The 17,266-nt window shown below is 64.2% G+C and carries 18 protein-coding genes; 15 read left to right on the top strand and 3 right to left on the bottom strand.

Annotated elements, in window-relative coordinates; genetic code table 11:
* The first annotated feature begins 152 nt into the window (after positions 1-152).
* The 10 genes from RFM41_RS19695 to RFM41_RS19650 all read left to right on the top strand — a co-directional run bounded on the left by RFM41_RS19695 (position 153) and on the right by RFM41_RS19650 (position 9,551).
* Positions 153-1,469 (top strand): ABC transporter substrate-binding protein, encoded by a 1,317-nt coding sequence (locus RFM41_RS19695; protein ID WP_320250478.1) that lies wholly within the window; start codon positions 153-155, stop codon positions 1,467-1,469.
* Between the two features lie 140 nt (positions 1,470-1,609).
* Positions 1,610-2,506 carry a carbohydrate ABC transporter permease gene (locus RFM41_RS19690; protein WP_320250480.1) on the top strand — a complete coding sequence of 299 codons (897 nt, stop codon included), beginning with the start codon at positions 1,610-1,612 and terminating at the stop codon, positions 2,504-2,506.
* A gap of 2 nt (positions 2,507-2,508) precedes the next feature.
* Positions 2,509-3,375, top strand: a complete 867-nt coding sequence (locus RFM41_RS19685; RefSeq protein ID WP_320250482.1) for a carbohydrate ABC transporter permease — start codon at positions 2,509-2,511, stop codon at positions 3,373-3,375.
* 4 nt (positions 3,376-3,379) lie between these two features.
* Positions 3,380-4,477: an ABC transporter ATP-binding protein gene (locus RFM41_RS19680; protein WP_320250483.1), complete on the top strand. Its 1,098-nt coding sequence runs from the start codon at positions 3,380-3,382 to the stop codon at positions 4,475-4,477.
* A gap of 2 nt (positions 4,478-4,479) precedes the next feature.
* The gene (locus tag RFM41_RS19675; RefSeq protein ID WP_320250485.1) at positions 4,480-5,592 is read left to right on the top strand and encodes a mandelate racemase/muconate lactonizing enzyme family protein; all 1,113 of its coding nucleotides are present in this window, start codon (positions 4,480-4,482) and stop codon (positions 5,590-5,592) included.
* Positions 5,593-5,602: 10 nt separating this feature from the next.
* The gene (locus RFM41_RS19670) at positions 5,603-5,932 is read left to right on the top strand and encodes an L-rhamnose mutarotase (RefSeq protein WP_320250487.1); all 330 of its coding nucleotides are present in this window, start codon (positions 5,603-5,605) and stop codon (positions 5,930-5,932) included.
* Entirely contained in the window at positions 5,925-6,998 is a 1,074-nt protein-coding gene (locus RFM41_RS19665; RefSeq protein WP_320250489.1) for a Gfo/Idh/MocA family protein, read from the top strand. Before RFM41_RS19670 ends, RFM41_RS19665 begins: the two co-directional genes overlap by 8 nt.
* Before the next feature lie 8 nt (positions 6,999-7,006).
* The gene (locus tag RFM41_RS19660) at positions 7,007-7,453 is read left to right on the top strand and encodes a MaoC/PaaZ C-terminal domain-containing protein (RefSeq protein WP_320250491.1); all 447 of its coding nucleotides are present in this window, start codon (positions 7,007-7,009) and stop codon (positions 7,451-7,453) included.
* A 17-nt stretch (positions 7,454-7,470) separates the two neighbouring features.
* A complete protein-coding gene (locus tag RFM41_RS19655) occupies positions 7,471-8,202 on the top strand; it encodes an SDR family oxidoreductase (RefSeq protein ID WP_320250493.1) in 732 nt (243 codons plus the stop codon).
* 71 nt (positions 8,203-8,273) lie between these two features.
* Positions 8,274-9,551, top strand: a complete 1,278-nt coding sequence (locus tag RFM41_RS19650) for an L-fuconate dehydratase (protein WP_320250495.1) — start codon at positions 8,274-8,276, stop codon at positions 9,549-9,551.
* Between the two features lie 50 nt (positions 9,552-9,601).
* On the opposite strand, the gene RFM41_RS19645 is transcribed toward RFM41_RS19650, so the two are convergent.
* A complete protein-coding gene (locus tag RFM41_RS19645; protein WP_320250497.1) occupies positions 9,602-9,877 on the bottom strand; it encodes a DUF6916 family protein in 276 nt (91 codons plus the stop codon).
* A gap of 235 nt (positions 9,878-10,112) precedes the next feature.
* On the opposite strand from RFM41_RS19645, the gene RFM41_RS19640 reads away from it, so the two are divergent.
* Complete coding sequence (locus RFM41_RS19640) at positions 10,113-10,772, top strand: DUF2161 family putative PD-(D/E)XK-type phosphodiesterase (RefSeq protein ID WP_320250499.1); 660 nt, start codon at positions 10,113-10,115, stop codon at positions 10,770-10,772.
* Between the two features lie 60 nt (positions 10,773-10,832).
* On the opposite strand, the gene dgoD is transcribed toward RFM41_RS19640, so the two are convergent.
* Positions 10,833-11,981, bottom strand: a complete 1,149-nt coding sequence (dgoD, locus tag RFM41_RS19635) for a galactonate dehydratase (protein WP_320250501.1) — start codon at positions 11,979-11,981, stop codon at positions 10,833-10,835.
* Positions 11,982-11,995: 14 nt separating this feature from the next.
* Complete coding sequence (locus RFM41_RS19630) at positions 11,996-12,685, bottom strand: FadR/GntR family transcriptional regulator (RefSeq protein WP_320250614.1); 690 nt, start codon at positions 12,683-12,685, stop codon at positions 11,996-11,998.
* A 271-nt stretch (positions 12,686-12,956) separates the two neighbouring features.
* Here RFM41_RS19630 and RFM41_RS19625 point away from each other — a divergent pair, with 271 nt between their 5' ends.
* From RFM41_RS19625 to RFM41_RS19610, 4 genes are all read left to right on the top strand, one after another.
* Entirely contained in the window at positions 12,957-13,949 is a 993-nt protein-coding gene (locus RFM41_RS19625; protein WP_320250502.1) for an arabinose ABC transporter substrate-binding protein, read from the top strand.
* Positions 13,950-14,020: 71 nt separating this feature from the next.
* Positions 14,021-15,532, top strand: coding sequence for an L-arabinose ABC transporter ATP-binding protein AraG (araG, locus tag RFM41_RS19620; RefSeq protein WP_320319291.1), 1,512 nt, complete (start codon positions 14,021-14,023; stop codon positions 15,530-15,532).
* Between the two features lie 9 nt (positions 15,533-15,541).
* On the top strand, positions 15,542-16,492 hold the full coding sequence (araH, locus tag RFM41_RS19615) for an L-arabinose ABC transporter permease AraH (protein WP_320250506.1): 951 nt from the start codon (positions 15,542-15,544) through the stop codon (positions 16,490-16,492).
* Entirely contained in the window at positions 16,489-17,253 is a 765-nt protein-coding gene (locus RFM41_RS19610; protein WP_320250616.1) for an SDR family oxidoreductase, read from the top strand. The genes araH and RFM41_RS19610 overlap by 4 nt, the downstream gene beginning before the upstream one ends.
* Positions 17,254-17,266: the final 13 nt, after the last annotated feature.

The raw sequence follows: 17,266 nt of genomic DNA, 5'->3' as shown, positions 1-17,266 counted from the left end.
GAATTTCGATCTGCATATATGCATGAACTTCATTCAGCTGGAAGCATAATCGCCTTGACCCGGGAATGAAAATGCTATTTGCATATGAATGAAGCTTAAGCGATCGGTCGCGCGCTCGGCGGGCCGTCGCCGCGAGCCCATGGGAGGAGAACATGACAAGACTGGTTCTAGGCATTTCCGCCGGCCTGGCTGGCCTGCTGCTGAGCGGCACGGCGTTTTCGGCCGATCTGCCCGGCAAGTTTCCGGGCGTGACGATCGATGTGAAGCTGATCGGCGGCCAGCAATATGAAAAGCTCTACGAGCGCATTCCCGAATGGGAGAAGGCGACCGGCGCCAAGGTCAACATCCTGACCAAGAAGAACGGCTTCGACATCGACAAGGAACTGAAGTCCGACATCGCCTCAGGCAGCACCAACTGGTGCGTCGGCTGGAACCATTCGTCCTTCGCGCCGCAATATACGAGCCTGTACACCGACCTCAGCAAGCTGCTGCCGAAGGAAGAGATCGACGCTTTCGTGCCGTCGACCATCAAGGCCGCGACCATCGACGGCAAGCTGGAAATGCTGCCGCGCGCCCAGTTCGACGTCTCGGCGCTCTACTATCAGAAGAGCCTCTATGAGAACGCCGACAACAAGACCAAGTTCAAGGCCAAATACGGCTACGACCTTGCGCCGCCGGACACCTGGAAGGAAGTGACCGACCAGGCCGAGTTCTTCGCCAACCCGCCGAATTTCTACGGCACGCAGTTCGCCGGCAAGGAAGAGGCGATTAACGGCCGCTTCTACGAGATGGTGGTCGCCGAAGGCGGCGAATATCTCGACAAGGACGGCAAGCCCGTCTTCAACTCCGAGGCCGGCATCCGCGCGCTCGACTGGTTCGTCAACCTCTACAAGGCCAAGGCCGTGCCGGCTGGCACCACCAACTATCTCTGGGATGATCTCGGCCAGGGCTTTGCCTCGGGCACCGTGGCGATCAACCTCGACTGGCCGGGCTGGGCCGGTTTCTTCAACGACCCGAAATCCTCGAAGGTCGCCGGCAATGTCGGCGTGAAGGTCGCGCCCAAGGGGTCTGCCGGGGTGCGTACCGGCTGGTCCGGCTTCCACGGCTTCTCGGTGACCGAGAACTGCGCCAACAAGGACGCTGCGGCCTCGCTGGTGTGGTGGCTGACCAATGAGGACAGCCAGAAGCTGGAAGCCGCCGCCGGCCCGTTGCCGACCCGCACCGCGGTCTGGGATTGGGACCTGAAGCAGGCCGAGAACGATCCTTACAAGAAGGAGGTTCTCGCTGCCTTCCAGGAGGAAGCCAAGCACGCCTTCGCCGTGCCGCAGACGCCTGAGTGGATCGAGATATCGAACGCCGTCTATCCGGAACTGCAGGCGGCGATCCTTGGCGACAAGACGTCCAAGCAGGCCCTGGACGAGGCCGCCGCCAAGGCGACGCAGATCCTCCAGGACGCCGGCAAGCTCTAGGCGTTGCTGCCAACGCCGCCTCCCCCGTCGCGAATGGGGGAGGCGACCGCGTCTTGCCGGCACGGACCGACTCTGTCGGTTCCAGCCGGGGCCTTGCCGGTGGGCGGCCCGAAATTGAATGCAAACCTCACAGGATACTGATGAAGGGCTTCAAGCCATCCGCGCCGCTCCTGCTGCTGCTCCCGGCCATCATCGTGTTGGCGGCGGTGGTGGTGCTGCCGTTGATCCTGTCGCTCTATTCCAGCTTCACGCCCTTCCGCCTGACGCGGCCCGAGACCTTCTTCGTCTTCGTCGGCTTCCGGAATTATCTCTCGATCCTCTCCAATGCGGATTTCTGGTGGGCCTTCGGCCGCACCGTTCTATTGCTCACCATCGCGCTCAATCTCGAAATGCTGCTCGGCCTCGGCCTGGCCATGCTGGTCGAGAAGGCGACGCGCGGCCAGCGCATCCTGCGCACGCTGATGATGTTCCCGATGATGTTCTCGCCGATCCTCGTCGGCTTCCAGTTCAAATTCATGTTCAACGACAATATCGGCCTGGTGAACAACGCCCTGCAATCGCTGGGCATCACGCAGGACGCCATCCCGTGGCTGATCGAAGGCCATCTCGCCTTCATCGCCATCTCGATCGCCGAGATCTGGTCGTCAACCTCGATCTTCGCCATCCTCATCCTGGCCGGACTGCTCGCCATGCCCAAGGAGCCGATCGAGGCGGCGCGCGTCGATGGCTGCACGCCCTGGCAGACCTTTCGCTATGTGACCTGGCCTTTCGTCATGCCCTTCGCCTACATCGCCATGACGATCCGCTCGCTCGACGTCGCGCGGGCCTATGACATCGTCAAGATCATGACCGATGGCGGCCCGGCCGGCCGCACCGAGCTGTTGTGGACGCTGGTCGGGCGCACCGCCTACAGCGACGCCCGCATGGGCCTCGCCAACGCCATGGCCTATTTCTCGATCCTGCTGTCGATCGGCTTCACCGTCTATTTCTATAACAAGCTCGCCGCGGCGCGCGCGCAGATCGGCGCGGAGTGGTGACAATGGACGAGAACGCCTCCGCCCGCCTCACGCGCCGCGCGCTGACCGTCGCGCATCGTGTCGGCCTGTTCCTTGCCATGCTGGTCATCTGCCTGCCGGGCATCTGGATCGTGCTGTCGTCGCTGCGGCCCACGGTCGAGATCATGGCCAAGCCGCCGGTCTGGATCCCGCAACAGCTCTCCTTCGACGCCTATATCGCCATGTTCAGCGGCATCGGCAAAGGCGGCATTCCGGTGCTCGACTATTTCCGCAACTCGCTGATCATCTCGGTCACCTCGACGGTGATCGCGGTCGCCATCGGCACGGCCGGCGGCTACGCCTTCGCTCGCTATAGGTTCCGCGGCAAGTCCGGCATGTTCCTCGGCCTGATGCTGACGCGCACCGTGCCTGGCATCGCGCTCTCGCTGCCCTTGTTTTTCCTCTATGTGCGCCTCGGCATCATCGACACGCATATCGGCATGATCCTCGCCTATGTCGCGCTCAACGTGCCCTTCACGATCTGGCTGATCGACGGCTTCTTCCGCCAGGTGCCGAAGGATCTCGCCGAGGCCGCCCAGATCGACGGCTGCACGCGCTGGCAGGCGTTCTGGCAGGTCGAGTTCCCGCTGGCGCGTCCGGGCATCGCCTCGGCCGCGATCTTCGCCTTCCTCACCTGCTGGAACGAGTTCGCCTTGGCCTCGCAGCTCACCCGCTCCGTCAATTCCAAGACGCTGCCCGTCGGGCTGCTCGACTACACGGCCGAGTTCACCATCGACTGGCGCGGCATGTGCGCGCTGGCCGTGGTGATGATCATCCCGGCGCTGACCCTCACTTACATCGTCCAGAAACACCTCGTCGGCGGCCTCACCTCCGGCGCGGTGAAAGGTTGACTTCATGGCAACGGTTTCGCTGAAAAAGCTCACCAAGCGCTACGGCAACATGGAGATCGTGCACGGCATCGATCTCGAGATCGCCGACCGCGAATTCATCGCGCTAGTCGGGCCGTCGGGCTGCGGCAAGTCGACGACGTTGCGCATGATCGCGGGGCTGGAGGACATCAGCGGCGGCAACATCGATATCGGCGGCCGCACGGTCAACGACCTGCCGCCGCGCTCGCGCAACATCTCGATGGTGTTCCAGTCCTATGCGCTCTACCCGCATATGACTGTGCGCGAGAACCTCGGCTTCTCGCTCAAGATCGCGGGTGCCGCCAAGGACGACATGGACCGGCGCGTCGCGGAAGCCTCCGCCATCCTCGGCCTCGACGAGCTGCTGGAGCGCCGCCCCTCGCAGCTCTCCGGCGGCCAGCGCCAGCGCGTCGCCATGGGCCGCGCCATCGTGCGCGACCCGGACGTTTTCCTCTTCGACGAGCCACTGTCCAATCTCGACGCCAAGTTGCGCACACAGATGCGCACCGAGATCAAGAAGCTGCACGCCAAGGTGAAGTCGACGGTCATCTACGTCACCCACGACCAGGTCGAGGCGATGACGCTGGCCGACCGCATTGTTATCATGCGGTCAGGCTATATCGAGCAGGTCGGCACGCCGGACGAGGTGTTCAGCCGTCCCGCCACCCGCTTCGTCGCCGGCTTCATCGGCTCGCCGCCGATGAACCTGCACGAGGCGACGGTGAGCGACGGCAAGCTTGTCTTCAGCAGCGGCGACAGCCTGCCTCTGCCTGGACAGTTCAAGTCGAAGACCGTTGCCGGCGACAAGGTCGTGTTCGGCATCCGCCCCGACGATTTTTACCCCACCGGCCACGGCCTGAGCTCCGGCGGCGAAACCGAAGTCCATCGCGTCGAGCTGCCGGTCAGCATCACCGAGCCGCTCGGCAACGAAACGCTGGTATTCGCCGAGTTCAACGGCACCGACTGGGTCTCGCGCATGCTCAATCCCAAGCCGCTGAAGGCCGGCGACAGGATCGGCATGAGCTTCGACCTGAGCCGCGCGCATCTGTTTTCCGCCGAAACCGGCAAGTCGCTGAGGAGCTGAGCATGGCGAAAATCGAGAAAATCGAACTGCGCATGGTCGACCTCGTGCCGAAGGTCAAGCGCACGGATGCGATCCAGAGCTTCGTCAGCCAGGAAACGCCCATCGTCACCATCACCGATGCCGATGGCGCGACGGGCACGGGCTACAGCTACACGATCGGCACCGGCGGCTCGTCGGTGATGCGGCTTCTGGCCGACCATCTCGCGCCGCGCCTGATCGGTCGCGACGCCGACCAGATCGAGGCGATCTGGCACGATCTCGAATTCGCCACCCACGCCACGACCATCGGCCCCATCACGGCGATCGCGCTGGCCGCGATCGACACCGCCCTTTGGGATCTGCGCGCCAGGAAGCAGAAGCTGCCGCTCTGGAAGCTCGCCGGCGGCGCGAAGGACCGCTGCCCGCTCTACACCACCGAGGGCGGCTGGCTGCATATCGAGACGGCCGCACTTGTCGACGATGCGCTGGAGGCGAAGGCCAAGGGCTTCACCGGCTCGAAGGTCAAGATCGGCAAGCCGCACGGCTCGGAGGATGTTTCGCGGCTGTCGGCGGTGCGCAAGGCCGTCGGCGACGGCTACGAGATCATGACCGACTGCAACCAGGGTTTTTCCGTCGACGAAGCGATCCGCCGCGCCGAGCGGCTGCGCGAGCTCGACCTCGCTTGGATCGAGGAGCCGCTGCCGGCCGATGACATAGACGGCCATGTGCGGCTGTCGAACTCGACCGCGACGCCGATCGCGGTCGGCGAGTCGCTCTATTCGATCAGGCATTTTCGCGAATACATGCAGAAAGGCGGCTGCAACATCGTCCAGGTCGATGTCGGCCGCATCGGCGGCATCACCCCCTGGCTGAAAGTGGCCCACGCCGCGGAGGCTTTCGACATGCCGGTCTGCCCGCATTTCCTGATGGAGCTGCATGTGAGCCTGGTCTGCGCCATCCAGAACGGCAAATATGTCGAATATATTCCGCAGCTCGATGAGCTTACTGGTAAGAAGATGCGCATCGAGGACGGCCATGCCCTGGCGCCCGGCGAGCCCGGCATCGGCATCGACTGGGACTGGGACGCGGTCGAGGCAAGGAGCATCGCCGAATTCACCACGGCGATCGTGAAATAGGGAGGCGCATATGCAACGCATGGGAATGGTGCTCGGCCTGAAGCCCGAGAAGGTCGAGGAATATGTCCGCCTCCACGCCGCCGTCTGGCCGGACGTTCTGACCATGATCTCGGCCTGCAACATCAAGAACTATTCGATCTATCTGAAGCGGCCGGAGAACCTCCTGTTCTCCTATTTCGAATATCACGGCGCCGACTACGCCGCCGACATGGCCAAGATGGCCGCCGACCCGAAGACCCAGGAATGGTGGGCGGTCTGCATGCCTTGCCAGGAGCCGCTGGAGACGCGCAAGGAAGGTGAGTGGTGGGCGATGATGGACGAGGTCTTCCATCATGACTGATGCCTTCGACCCGGCATCGCTGGCGCAGGCCTGGCCAAAGCCTTCGAAACCGCGTCCGATTGTCACCTTCGGCGCCGGCTCGATCGTCGGCGACGCGCATTTCCCCGCCTACAAGAAGGCAGGATTTCCGGTTGCAGGCCTCTACGATCCGGACCAGGCCAAGGCGCAAAAACTCGCCGGGACATGGGGCGTCACGGCGTTCCGTTCGGTCGAGGAAGCTGCGGCGGTGCAGGACGCGATCTTCGATCTCGCTACGCCGCCTGGCCGCCACGCCGACGTGTTGCGGGCTCTGCCGGATGGCGCGGTGGCGTTGATCCAGAAGCCGATGGGCAACTATCTCGGCGAGGCTACCGAGATCCTCGAAATCTGCCGCGCCAAGCAGCTCAAGGCCGCCGTAAACTTCCAGCTCCGCTTCGCTCCGATGATGCTGGCGCTGAAGGACGCCATCGCCAAGGGCTGGCTGGGCGAGGTCGTGGATTTCGACGCGCTGCTGGCGCTCGATACGCCCTGGCAGCTTTGGGAATTCCTGCTCAAGGCGCCGCGCGTCGAGATCGCCATGCACTCGATCCACTATCTCGATCTGATCCGCCAGCTTCTCGGCAATCCGTTGGGCGTGCATGCCAAGACGCTCGGCCATCCCAACCACAAGGTCGCGCAGACCCGCACCAGCGCCATCCTCGATTATGGCGATACGGTGCGCTGTGGGCTGTCGATCAACCACGACCATAAATTCGGCCGCCGCTACCAGGCCTGCGAGTTCCGCATCTGCGGCACCGAGGGTGCTGCCTATGTCAAGCTCGGCCTCAATCTCGACTATCCGCGCGGCGAGCCGGACATTCTGGAAATCTATCCGAAAGGCGGGTCGGAGTGGGTCACCGTCCCGCTCGCCGGCGAATGGTTCCCGGACGCCTTCGTCGGCCGCATGGCCAATGTCCAGCGCTTCGCTTCGGGCGAGGACGCCGAGCTTGTGAGCTCCGTCGAGGATGCCTGGCACACCATGGCGCTGGTCGAGGCCGCCTATAAATCCAGTGCCACACCGGCAACGCCGCTGGCGGCAAAGCCCTAAGGCGGGACATGGAACAGACCACCTATTTCGAGGACTACCTGATCGGCTCGTCGCGCCTCACCAGCGGCCGCACCATCACCGAGACCGATTTCGTCGTCCATGCCGGCCACACCGGCGATTTCTTCCCGCACCACATGGACGCCGAGTTCATGAAGACCACGCCGTTCGGCCAGCGCATCGCGCATGGCACGCTGGTCTTCTCGGTCGGCGTCGGTTTGACTGCGAGCGTCATCAACCCGGTCGCCTTCTCCTATGGCTACGACCGGCTGCGTTTTATCAAGCCGGTCTTCATCGGCGACACGATCCGCACGCGCACCACCATCGCCGCCAAGGAGGATGACCCGAAGCGGCCAAACGCCGGACGCGTCATCGAACGCGTCGAGGTTTTGAACCAGCGCGACGAGGTCGTGCTGGCCGCGGATCACATCTACATCGTCGAGCGACGGCCCGGCTGAAAGACGGAGACAGGAACATGGCTGATATCACAGGCAAGGTCGTGGTCGTCACGGCGGCCGCGCAGGGCATCGGACGGGCGAGCGCGCTGGCTTTCGCAAAGGCAGGCGCCATCGTCCACGCCACCGACATCAACGAGGCGGCCCTGGCCGAGCTCGCCAAGACGCCCGGCATCAAGACAGGCAAGCTCGACGTGTTGAACGACGGCGCGGTGAAGGCTGCTTTCGCCGAGATCGGCCGTGTCGACGTGCTGTTCAATTGCGCTGGCTTCGTCCATGCCGGCTCGATCCTGGAGATGAAGGACGAGGACCTCGACTTCGCCTTCAATCTCAATGTGCGTGCCATGATCCGCACTATTCGCGCCGTGCTGCCCGGCATGTTGGAGCGCGGCGACGGCTCGATCATCAACATGGCGTCGGTGGCGGGCGCCCCGAAGGGCGTGCCGAACCGCTTCGCCTATGGCGTGACCAAGGCGGCCGTCGTCGGCCTGACCAAGTCGATCGCGGCGGATTATGTGGCTAAGGGCATTCGCTGCAACGCCATCTGCCCCGGCACGGTCGAAAGCCCCTCGCTTCAGGGCCGCATGCAGGCGCAGGGCGACTATGAGGCGGCCCGCGCCGCCTTCATCGCCCGCCAGCCGATGGGTAGGATCGGCACGCCGGAAGAGATCGCCGACCTCGCCGTCTACCTGGCAGGCGCGACCTACACATCCGGGCAGGCCTATAACATCGACGGCGGCTGGTCGATCTGAGGCCGGCCATACCGGCACGCGGGTAAAGGGCGGGCAATCCAGTTAAGAGGCAGGCCAGATAAGAGGCAGACATGACCAAGATCACGGACCTCAGAACCTTCGATCTGCGCTTCCCGACATCGCAAAGCCTCGATGGCTCGGACGCGATGAACCCGGACCCGGATTACTCGGCCGCCTATGTCATCCTCGACACCGATCGACCGTCGCTGAAGGGCCATGGGCTCACCTTCACCATCGGCCGCGGCAACGAGATCTGCTGCGCGGCGATCGAAGCGCTTCGCCATCTCGTCGTTGGGCTCGATCTCGATTGGGTCAAAGAGGACCCCGGCCGCTTCTGGCACCATGTGACCGGCGACAGCCAATTGCGCTGGATCGGCCCGGACAAGGGCGCCATGCATCTCGCGGTCGGTGCGGTGGTCAACGCGGTCTGGGACCTGTGGGCGAAGGAAGCCGGCAAGCCAGTCTGGCGCCTGGTCGCCGAGATGAGCCCGGAAGAGATCGTGCGCATCGTCGACTTCCGCTATCTCACCGATGCCATCACGCCGGCCGAGGCGCTGGCGATCCTGAAGCAGGCCGAGGCCGGCAAAGCGGAGCGCATCGCCACGCTCGAGCGCGAAGGCTATGCCTGCTACACCACCTCGGCCGGCTGGCTCGGCTACCCCGACGACAAGCTCAGGCGGCTTTGCCAGGAAGCGGTCGACGATGGCTTCAACCACATCAAGCTGAAGGTCGGCCGCGACCGCGAAGACGACATCCGTCGTCTCAGGATCGCCCGCGAGGTGATCGGCCCGCACCGCTATCTGATGATCGACGCCAACCAGGTCTGGGAAGTCGACCAGGCGATCGACTGGCTCAAGGACCTTGCCTTCGCCAAGCCGTTCTTCATCGAGGAGCCGACCAGCCCCGACGACGTCGCCGGCCATGCCAAGATCCGCAAGGCCGTGGCGCCGATCAAGGTCGCGACCGGCGAGATGTGCCAGAACCGCATCATGTTCAAGCAGTTCATCGCTGGCGGCGCGATCGACGTCGTGCAGATCGACTCCTGCCGCATGGGCGGGCTGAACGAGGTTCTTGCGGTGCTGCTGATCGCCGCCAAATTCGGTCTGCCGGTCTGGCCGCATGCTGGCGGCGTGGGCTTATGCGAATATGTCCAGCATCTGTCGATGATCGACTATGTCGCCGTGTCCGGCAGCAAGGACGGGCGCGTCATCGAATATGTCGACCATCTGCACGAGCATTTCCTGGAGCCGTGCGTCATCCGCGATGCCGCCTATATGCCGCCCCGTGCGCCCGGCTTCTCGATCGAGATGAAGGCGCAGTCGATCGAGGATTACCTGCATCGCGCCTGAAAGCCGCCGCTGCCTTGTCGCGCCGGACGGGCTATGGTCTGCTTTGCAGATCAGTTGAAGACGGCCTCGTAGGTGTAGCCCGTCTGGTCGCTCGACACAGGCACGATGAAAATGTCCTGCGCAAGCTCGCTTCCGACAAAGCGATAGGTTCCCTGCGGCAAAAGCATTTCGGGCGGTCCCTTGAAGAGCAGCGAGAAACCGCCGCCGTCGCGCGGACTGCGGGCGATCCGTTTCACCGCGCTCAACTCCAGCGCGACCATTTTTCCGTTCGTCTCGACGATGAAGGTCTGACCCACAGACTGATCGAAATCCGTAGCCGAAATCATGCTCATCCGCCTTCAATCGCTCGCCTCGGTCTCTCGGCCGGCGCCATGTCGTCCATAGCCTGCCGACCGGGGCAGTTCCACAAAAACCGCGTACCGGCCGCGATGGCCGCTGATCTTCGTGCTGCGACCGCGTCCGGGCCGTCCATCCGGCAGTGGGCGGCGTGCCTCTCAAGGTATCGGGTAAGCATGCTCGCGGCAGGCGACCGGATCGCCGCGAATCGGCTATGTCTGCCGCATGCAGGAGACCTCCCTCTACGAGCCGGTGAAGCGGTTCCTCGAGAGCATGGATTTCGCCGTCAAGGGCGAGATCGGCGGCTGCGACGTGGTCGGCGTGCGCGCGGGCGAGCCGGATGTCGTCGTCATCTGCGAGCTCAAGCTGCAATTCAACCTCGAGCTCGTCCTGCAAGCGGTCGATCGTGCGGCGGCCTGTGACGAGGTCTGGCTGGCTGCCTTGATGTCGGCGCGCGGCAAGGGCCGCGAGCACGACCGCCGCTTCCGCGCGCTTTGCCGCCGTCTTGGTTTCGGCCTGCTGGGCGTCGGCAAGAAGGGCGAAGTGGAGCTGCTCCTCAGTCCCGCCGCCTTGCCGCCGCGCCGCGATCCCAGGCGGCGCTCGCGTCTGGTCGAGGAGCATCGCCGCCGCAAGGGCGATCCGTCCATCGGCGGCAGCACGCGCAAGAAGCCGATCATGACAGCCTACCGCCAGGAGGCGCTTGCCTGCGCCGCCGCCATGGCCGACGGCCCGAAGCGGCCGCGCGACCTCAAGGTCCTTTCGCCGCGCGCGGCGAGCATCCTTTTGCACAACTACTATGGCTGGTTCGCCAGGGCCGAGCGCGGCGTCTACGCGCTGACCGAAGCCGGCTTGGCCGCCATCGGACCTTTGCCAGCGGCGCTGTAAGTAATTGCGCGCGGAATGATTTGCCGGCTTACTATTCGAGCCGCTTACCAGTCGGCGACATTACCATTCGGCAAACGAGCCGTCCTTGTGGCGCCAGACCGGGTTGCGCCAGCGATGCCCTTCCTTGGCGCGCTCTTTCACATAATCCTCGTCGATCTCGACGCCGAGACCGGGCCCATCGGGAATGGCGACATAGCCGTCCTGATAGCGGAACACGTCCTTGTTGGCGGCGTAGTCGAGGAGGTCGCTGCCGGCGTTGTAGTGGATGCCCAGGCTCTGCTCCTGGATGAAGCAATTGTAGCTCACGGCATCGAGCTGCAGGCACGCAGCCAGCGCGATCGGTCCCAGCGGACAATGCGGCGCCACCGCTACGTCATAGGCCTCAGCCATCGCCGCGATCTTGCGGCATTCGGTGATGCCTCCGGCATGCGAGAGGTCCGGCTGGATGATGTCGACGACAGCTTCCTCGAACACCGGCTTGAAGTCCCAGCGGCTGTAGAGCCGCTCGCCGAGGGCGATCGGCGTCGAGCCGAGCGCCGCGATCTCCTTCAGCGCCTCGCGGTTTTCGCTCAGCACCGGCTCCTCGATGAACATCAGCCGGTAGGGCTCCAACTCCTTGACCAGCATGCGCGCCATCGGGCGGTGCACGCGGCCGTGGAAGTCGACGGCGATGCCGATATTGGGACCGACGGCCTCGCGCACCATGGCGACCCGTTCGACCGCAGCGTCGATCCTGTCGTGGCTGTCGACGATCTGCAGTTCCTCGGTGCCGTTCATCTTGAGCGCCTGGAAGCCGCGCGCCACCACTTCCTTGGCGCCAGCGGCCACTTCCGCCGGCCGGTCGCCGCCGATCCAGGAATAGACCTTGATCGTCTCGCGCAATTTGCCGCCGAGCAGGTCATGCACCGGCACGCCGAGCGCCTTGCCCTTGATGTCCCACAGCGCCTGGTCGATGCCGGCGATCGCGCTCATCAGGATCGGCCCGCCGCGATAGAAGCCGCCGCGATGCATCACCGTCCAGTGATCCTCGATCAAGCGCGGATCCTTGCCGATCAGATAGTCGGCCAGTTCCTTGACCGCCGCTTCGACCGTCAGCGCCTTGCCTTCGACCACTGGCTCGCCCCAGCCGCTGATGCCGGCATCGGTCTCGATCTTGAGGAACAGCCAGCGCGGCGGAACGATGTAGGTGGTCAGAGCGGTGATCTTCATGCGGTCGGCCGGTCTCAGTTGTTTTTCAGTTTCTTGGCGCTGACGAGGTCGCGTGCGGCGAGGTCGAGTATCTTGTTGGCCGCATTGCGAGCCGCGACGGCGTCGCGCATCCGCAGCGCCTCGACCACCTCGCCATGCGCCGCCACCGCTTCCCTGCGCCTGACGGGCGAGATTGTCGCGGTGGCTTCAAGCGAAAACAAAAGCGCCGTGTCGATCAGCTTGCCGATCTGGCGGAAGATCGGGTTGTGGCTCGCGCCATAGACGATCTGGTGGAAGACGATGTCGGAGCGCGAGAATTGCGTCAGGTCCTCGCCGGCGCCGGCCATGCCTTGCCAGGCCACTTCGAGGTCGGCGATCTCCTGCAGCGTCGCGCGTGTTGCCGCAAGTTCCGCGACCAGCGGCTCGATGGCGCGGCGGGTTTCGAGGATCGCGTCGAACAGCTTGTCGTCCAACGCATGCGGCGCATGCCAGGCCAGCACCTGCGGGTCGATGATGTTCCAGTTGTCCTGGTCGCACACGACTGTGCCGACGCGGGGCCGGGACAGCACCAGCCCCTTGGCGGCCAGCACTTTCAGCGCTTCGCGGATCACGGTGCGGCTGACGCTGTATTCGATGCCGAGATCGTTCTCGGTCGGCAACGATGATCCGGCCGGGTAACGTCCGGAGAAGATGTCGGAGGCGATCGCCTTGGTCACGTCGGGCATGACGCGCGGACGGCGTGTCGTCGCGCGCTCTTCCTTGTCTTCGTCAGCCTTCTTCGGTGTTTCGTTCACCTCAGCCCCTCCTCCAAGGCAGCGGACCCTTCGGTTTGCGCGCAATTGGTCCGGCCTTAGCGGATGCGAGTGATTTGCGCCAGCGACTACTTATCGGACTATCTATCTCATTTATCATACCAGATCAATTGACGGGTATGACAAAATTGATTACACACGGCCGATCCGGGCTGAGCGCCCGGCTGTTTGCTGGGAGGTAATCATGCGACTTTTGAAAACCGCGCTTGTCGCGGGTGCTCTCGCCGTCTTGTCGGTCACCACGATCGCGTCGGCCTACGCTCAGGACACCAAGATCGGCTTCATCGTCAAGCAGCCGGAGGAGCCCTGGTTCCAGGACGAATGGAAGTTCGCCGACCAGGCCGCCAAGGAAAAGGGCTTCACCCTGGTCAAGATCGGCGCCGAGGATGGCGAGAAGCTGATGTCGGCGATCGACAATCTCGGCGCTCAAGGCGCTCAGGGCTTCGTCGTCTGCACGCCGGACGTGAAGCTCGGCCCCGGCATCGTCGCCAAGGCCGCCGCCAACAATCTCAAGCTGATGACGGTCGACGATCGTCTCGTCGGCGCCGACGGCAAGCCGCTGGAGGACGTGCCGCATATGGGCATCTCGGCCACCAAGATCGGTGAGGCGGTGGGTCAGGCCATCGTCGACGAGATGAAGGCGCGCGGTTGGAAGCTGGACGAGGTCGGCGCGATCCGCGTCTCCTACGACCAGCTGCCGACCGCCGTCGACCGCGTCGAGGGCGCGATCTCGGTGCTGAAGGCCGCCGGTTTCAAGGCGGAAAACATCTTCGACGCGCCGCAGGCCAAGACCGACACCGAAGCCGCGCTCAATGCCGCCACCGTGGTGCTCAATGCCCATGCCGGCATCAAGAAGTGGATCGCCTTCGGCCTCAATGACGAGGCGGTGCTGGGTGCCGTGCGCGCTTCCGAAAGCGTCGGCATTCCGGCGGACGGCATGATCGGCGTCGGCATCGGCGGCGCGGAATCGGCGATCAACGAGTTCAAGAAGCCCGCCGCTACCGGCTTCGTCGGCACCGTGATCATCTCGCCCAAGCGTCACGGCTACGAGACGGCGCTCGACATGTATGACTGGATCGCCAACAACAAGGAGCCGGCGAAGCTGACGCTGACCGCCGGTGCGCTGGCCAAGCGCGACGACTACCAGAAGGTGCGCAAGGACCTCGGCATCGAATAGTCCTGCCTGTACAAACAGGCGGCGGCTTGATGCCGCCGCCTGTTTGGCATGCTCAAAAAGGATCGAGGCCCGTGTCCTTTCTCGAATTCTCCAACATCACCAAGACCTATCCGGGCGTCAAAGCCTTGTCGGATGTGTCGTTCGGCGTCGAAAAGGGCGCCGTGCATGGATTGATGGGCGAGAACGGAGCCGGCAAATCGACCCTCATCAAGATCCTGTCCGGCGACCAGCATGCCGATGCCGGCGAAATAAGCATCGACGGCAAGGTCCAGGCCTATGCCTCGACTAAGGATGCCTTCGACAACGGCGTCATCGTCATCCATCAGGAATTGCAGCTGGTCCCCGAGCTGACCGTCGCCGAGAACCTCAGCCTCGGCCGCTTTCCGGCGAGCGGAGGCGTCATCGCCCGCCGCCGCATGCTCGATGATGTCGGCGCCAAGCTGAGATCGGCCGGCATCGACATCGATATGCGCCGCAAGGTCAAGACGCTGTCGATCGGCGAGCGGCAGATGGTCGAGATCGCCAAGGCGGTGATGCTCGACGCCCGCGTGATTGCGCTCGACGAGCCGACCTCGTCGCTGTCCTCGCGCGAAAGCGAGATCCTTTTCGCGCTGATCGACCGGCTGCGCGGCGAGGGCAAGGTCATCATCTATGTCTCGCACCGCCTCGACGAGGTGTTCCGGCTCTGCGACAGCCTGACGGTGCTGCGCGACGGCAAGCTCGCCGCGCATCACGCGTCGCTCAAAGGTGTGACGCGCGATCAGGTCGTTGCCGAAATGGTCGGCCGCGAGATCTCCGACATCTGGGGTTTTCGTCCGCGCAAGGCCGGAGAGGTTCGCCTCAAGGTCGACAATCTGAGCGGCGCCAGGCTGCGCACCCCGGCCAGCTTCGAGGCCCGCGCCGGCGAGATAGTCGGCTTCTTCGGTCTTATCGGCGCCGGTCGTTCAGAGCTTATGCGACTGGTCTTCGGCGCCGACCCACGCTCGGGCGGCACGATCGCGGTCGACGGCAAGACAATTGCCGCTGCCAGCCCGCATGACGCGATCCGCGCCGGCATCGTGCTCTGCTCGGAAGACCGCAAGCATGACGGCATCATCCAGGGCCGCTCGATCGAGGAGAACATCAACATCTCGTCCAGGCGCCATCACACGCGCTTCGGCGTGCTGAGCCGCGCCAGCGAGATCGAGACCGCCGAGACCTTCATCAAGAAGCTGAAGGTGCGCACGCCGTCGCGCAGGCAGGACATCGTCAACCTGTCCGGCGGCAACCAGCAGAAGGTCATCCTCGGCCGCTGGCTGTCGGAGCAGGACATACGCGTTTTGATCGTCGACGAGCCGACGCGCGGCATCGATGTCGGCGCCAAGTCGGAAATCTACGAATTGCTCTACCAGCTCGCCGAGGACGGCATGGCGATCGTGGTCGTCTCGTCCGAGCTGCCGGAAGTTATGGGCATCTGCGACCGCATCCTGGTGATGTGCGGCGGGCGCATCAGCGCCGAGCTCGCGCGCGACCAGTTCGCCGAAAAGGCGATCCTGGCCGCTGCCTTGCCCGACAAGAAAACTCCCGACGCGATCGCATCCTGAGGATCTGTAATGACAGTTCGGTTGAAGAAGATCCTGCTCGGCGAACAAGGTCTCGTCGTCATCTTCATCGTCGCTTTCGCGCTGGTGTCGCTGCTCGTGCCGAACTTCCTCACCGACCGCAACATGCTGGGCCTGCTGCAATCGGTGGTCACCGTCGGCATCGTCGCCTGCACCATGATGTTCTGCCTCGCGGCGCGCGACTTCGACCTGTCGGTCGGCTCCATCGTCGCCTTTGCCGGCATGGTCGCGGTGATGGCGTCCAACTACACCGGCTCGATCCTGCTTGGCCTGATCGCGGCCATCGCCTGCGGCGCCGTCGTCGGCTGCGTCAATGGCGTCGTCATCGCCAAGTTCCGCATCAACGCCCTGATCACCACGCTCGCAACCATGCAGATCGTGCGCGGCTTCGCGCTGATTTCGTCGGACGGCCGCGCCGTCGGCATCAACAGCCCGGATTTCTACCAGCTCGCTTTGTCGAAGCTGCTCGGCATCCCGACGCCGATCTGGGTGCTTGCGGTGCTCTTCGCCATTTTCGGCTTCGTGCTCAACAGCACCGTCTTCGGCAAGAATACGCTGGCCATCGGCGGTAATCCGGAGGCCTCGCGGCTTGCCGGCGTCAATGTCGACCGGACGCGCATCTGGATTTTCACGCTTCAGGGCGTGGTCTGCGGCATCGCCGGCATCCTGCTCGCCTCGCGCATCACCTCGGGCCAGCCCAACGCCGCGGTGGGCTTGGAGCTTTCGGTGATCTCGGCCTGTGTGCTCGGTGGCGTTTCGCTTGCTGGTGGCCGCGCGACGATGTCGGGCGTCATCGTCGGCGTGCTGATCATGGGCATCGCCGAGAATGCGATGAACCTGCTCAACATCCCAGCCTTCTACCAATACATCGTGCGCGGCGTGATCCTGCTCCTGGCCGTGCTGCTCGACAATCTGCGCTCCTCGGCATTGGGGCGGCGCTGATGGGACGGCTCAAGGGAAAACGCATCTTCCTCACCGGCGCGGCGCAAGGCATCGGCTATGCCATCGCCGAGGCCTGCCTGCGTGAGAAGGCCGAGCTGTTCCTGGTCGACCGCGACGCCGGCCTGCTCGCCGAAAGCGCCGCCCGTTTGGGCAAGGTCGCGCATGCGGCGGCCGACATCGCCGACGCCAAGGCAATCGACGCCGCGATGGCCGCGGCGGCGAAGGCCATCGGCCCGGTCGACACCGTCATCAACAATGCCGGCATGAACGTCTTTTCGACGCCGCTCGAGGCCACCGAGGATGACTGGACGCGCAACCTCGACGTCAACGTGAAAGGCGCCTGGCACTGCGCCAAGGCGGCGCTGCCGGGGATGATCGGGCAGGGCGGCGGCGTGATCCTGAACATCGCGTCCACGCACGCCTTCACCATCATCCCGCACACCTTCCCCTATCCCGTCGCCAAGCATGCGCTCATCGGCCTGACCAAGTCGCTGGCGATCGAATATGCCGGCAACAATGTGCGCGTGAACGCGCTGGCGCCCGGCTATGTCGCCACCCAAAAGGTCATCGACTACTGGAACAGCTTCGACGATCCGGAGGCCGCGCGCGCCAAGACGCTGGCGCTGCATCCGGGCGGGCGGATCGCCACGCCGCAGGAGATCGCCATGGCTGCGGTCTTTCTCGTCTCCGACGAATGCCCCTTCATCAACGCCGCCTGCCTCGTCGCGGATGGCGGCTTGAGCGTGCTTCACCACCCCTGACACAAAGCCATAG

This window comes from Mesorhizobium vachelliae, assembly GCF_033977325.1.
Lineage (GTDB): Bacteria > Pseudomonadota > Alphaproteobacteria > Rhizobiales > Rhizobiaceae > Mesorhizobium > Mesorhizobium vachelliae.
The sequence above is the reverse complement of the archived record's forward strand: the minus strand, read 5'-3'. Positions and strand labels throughout refer to the sequence as shown.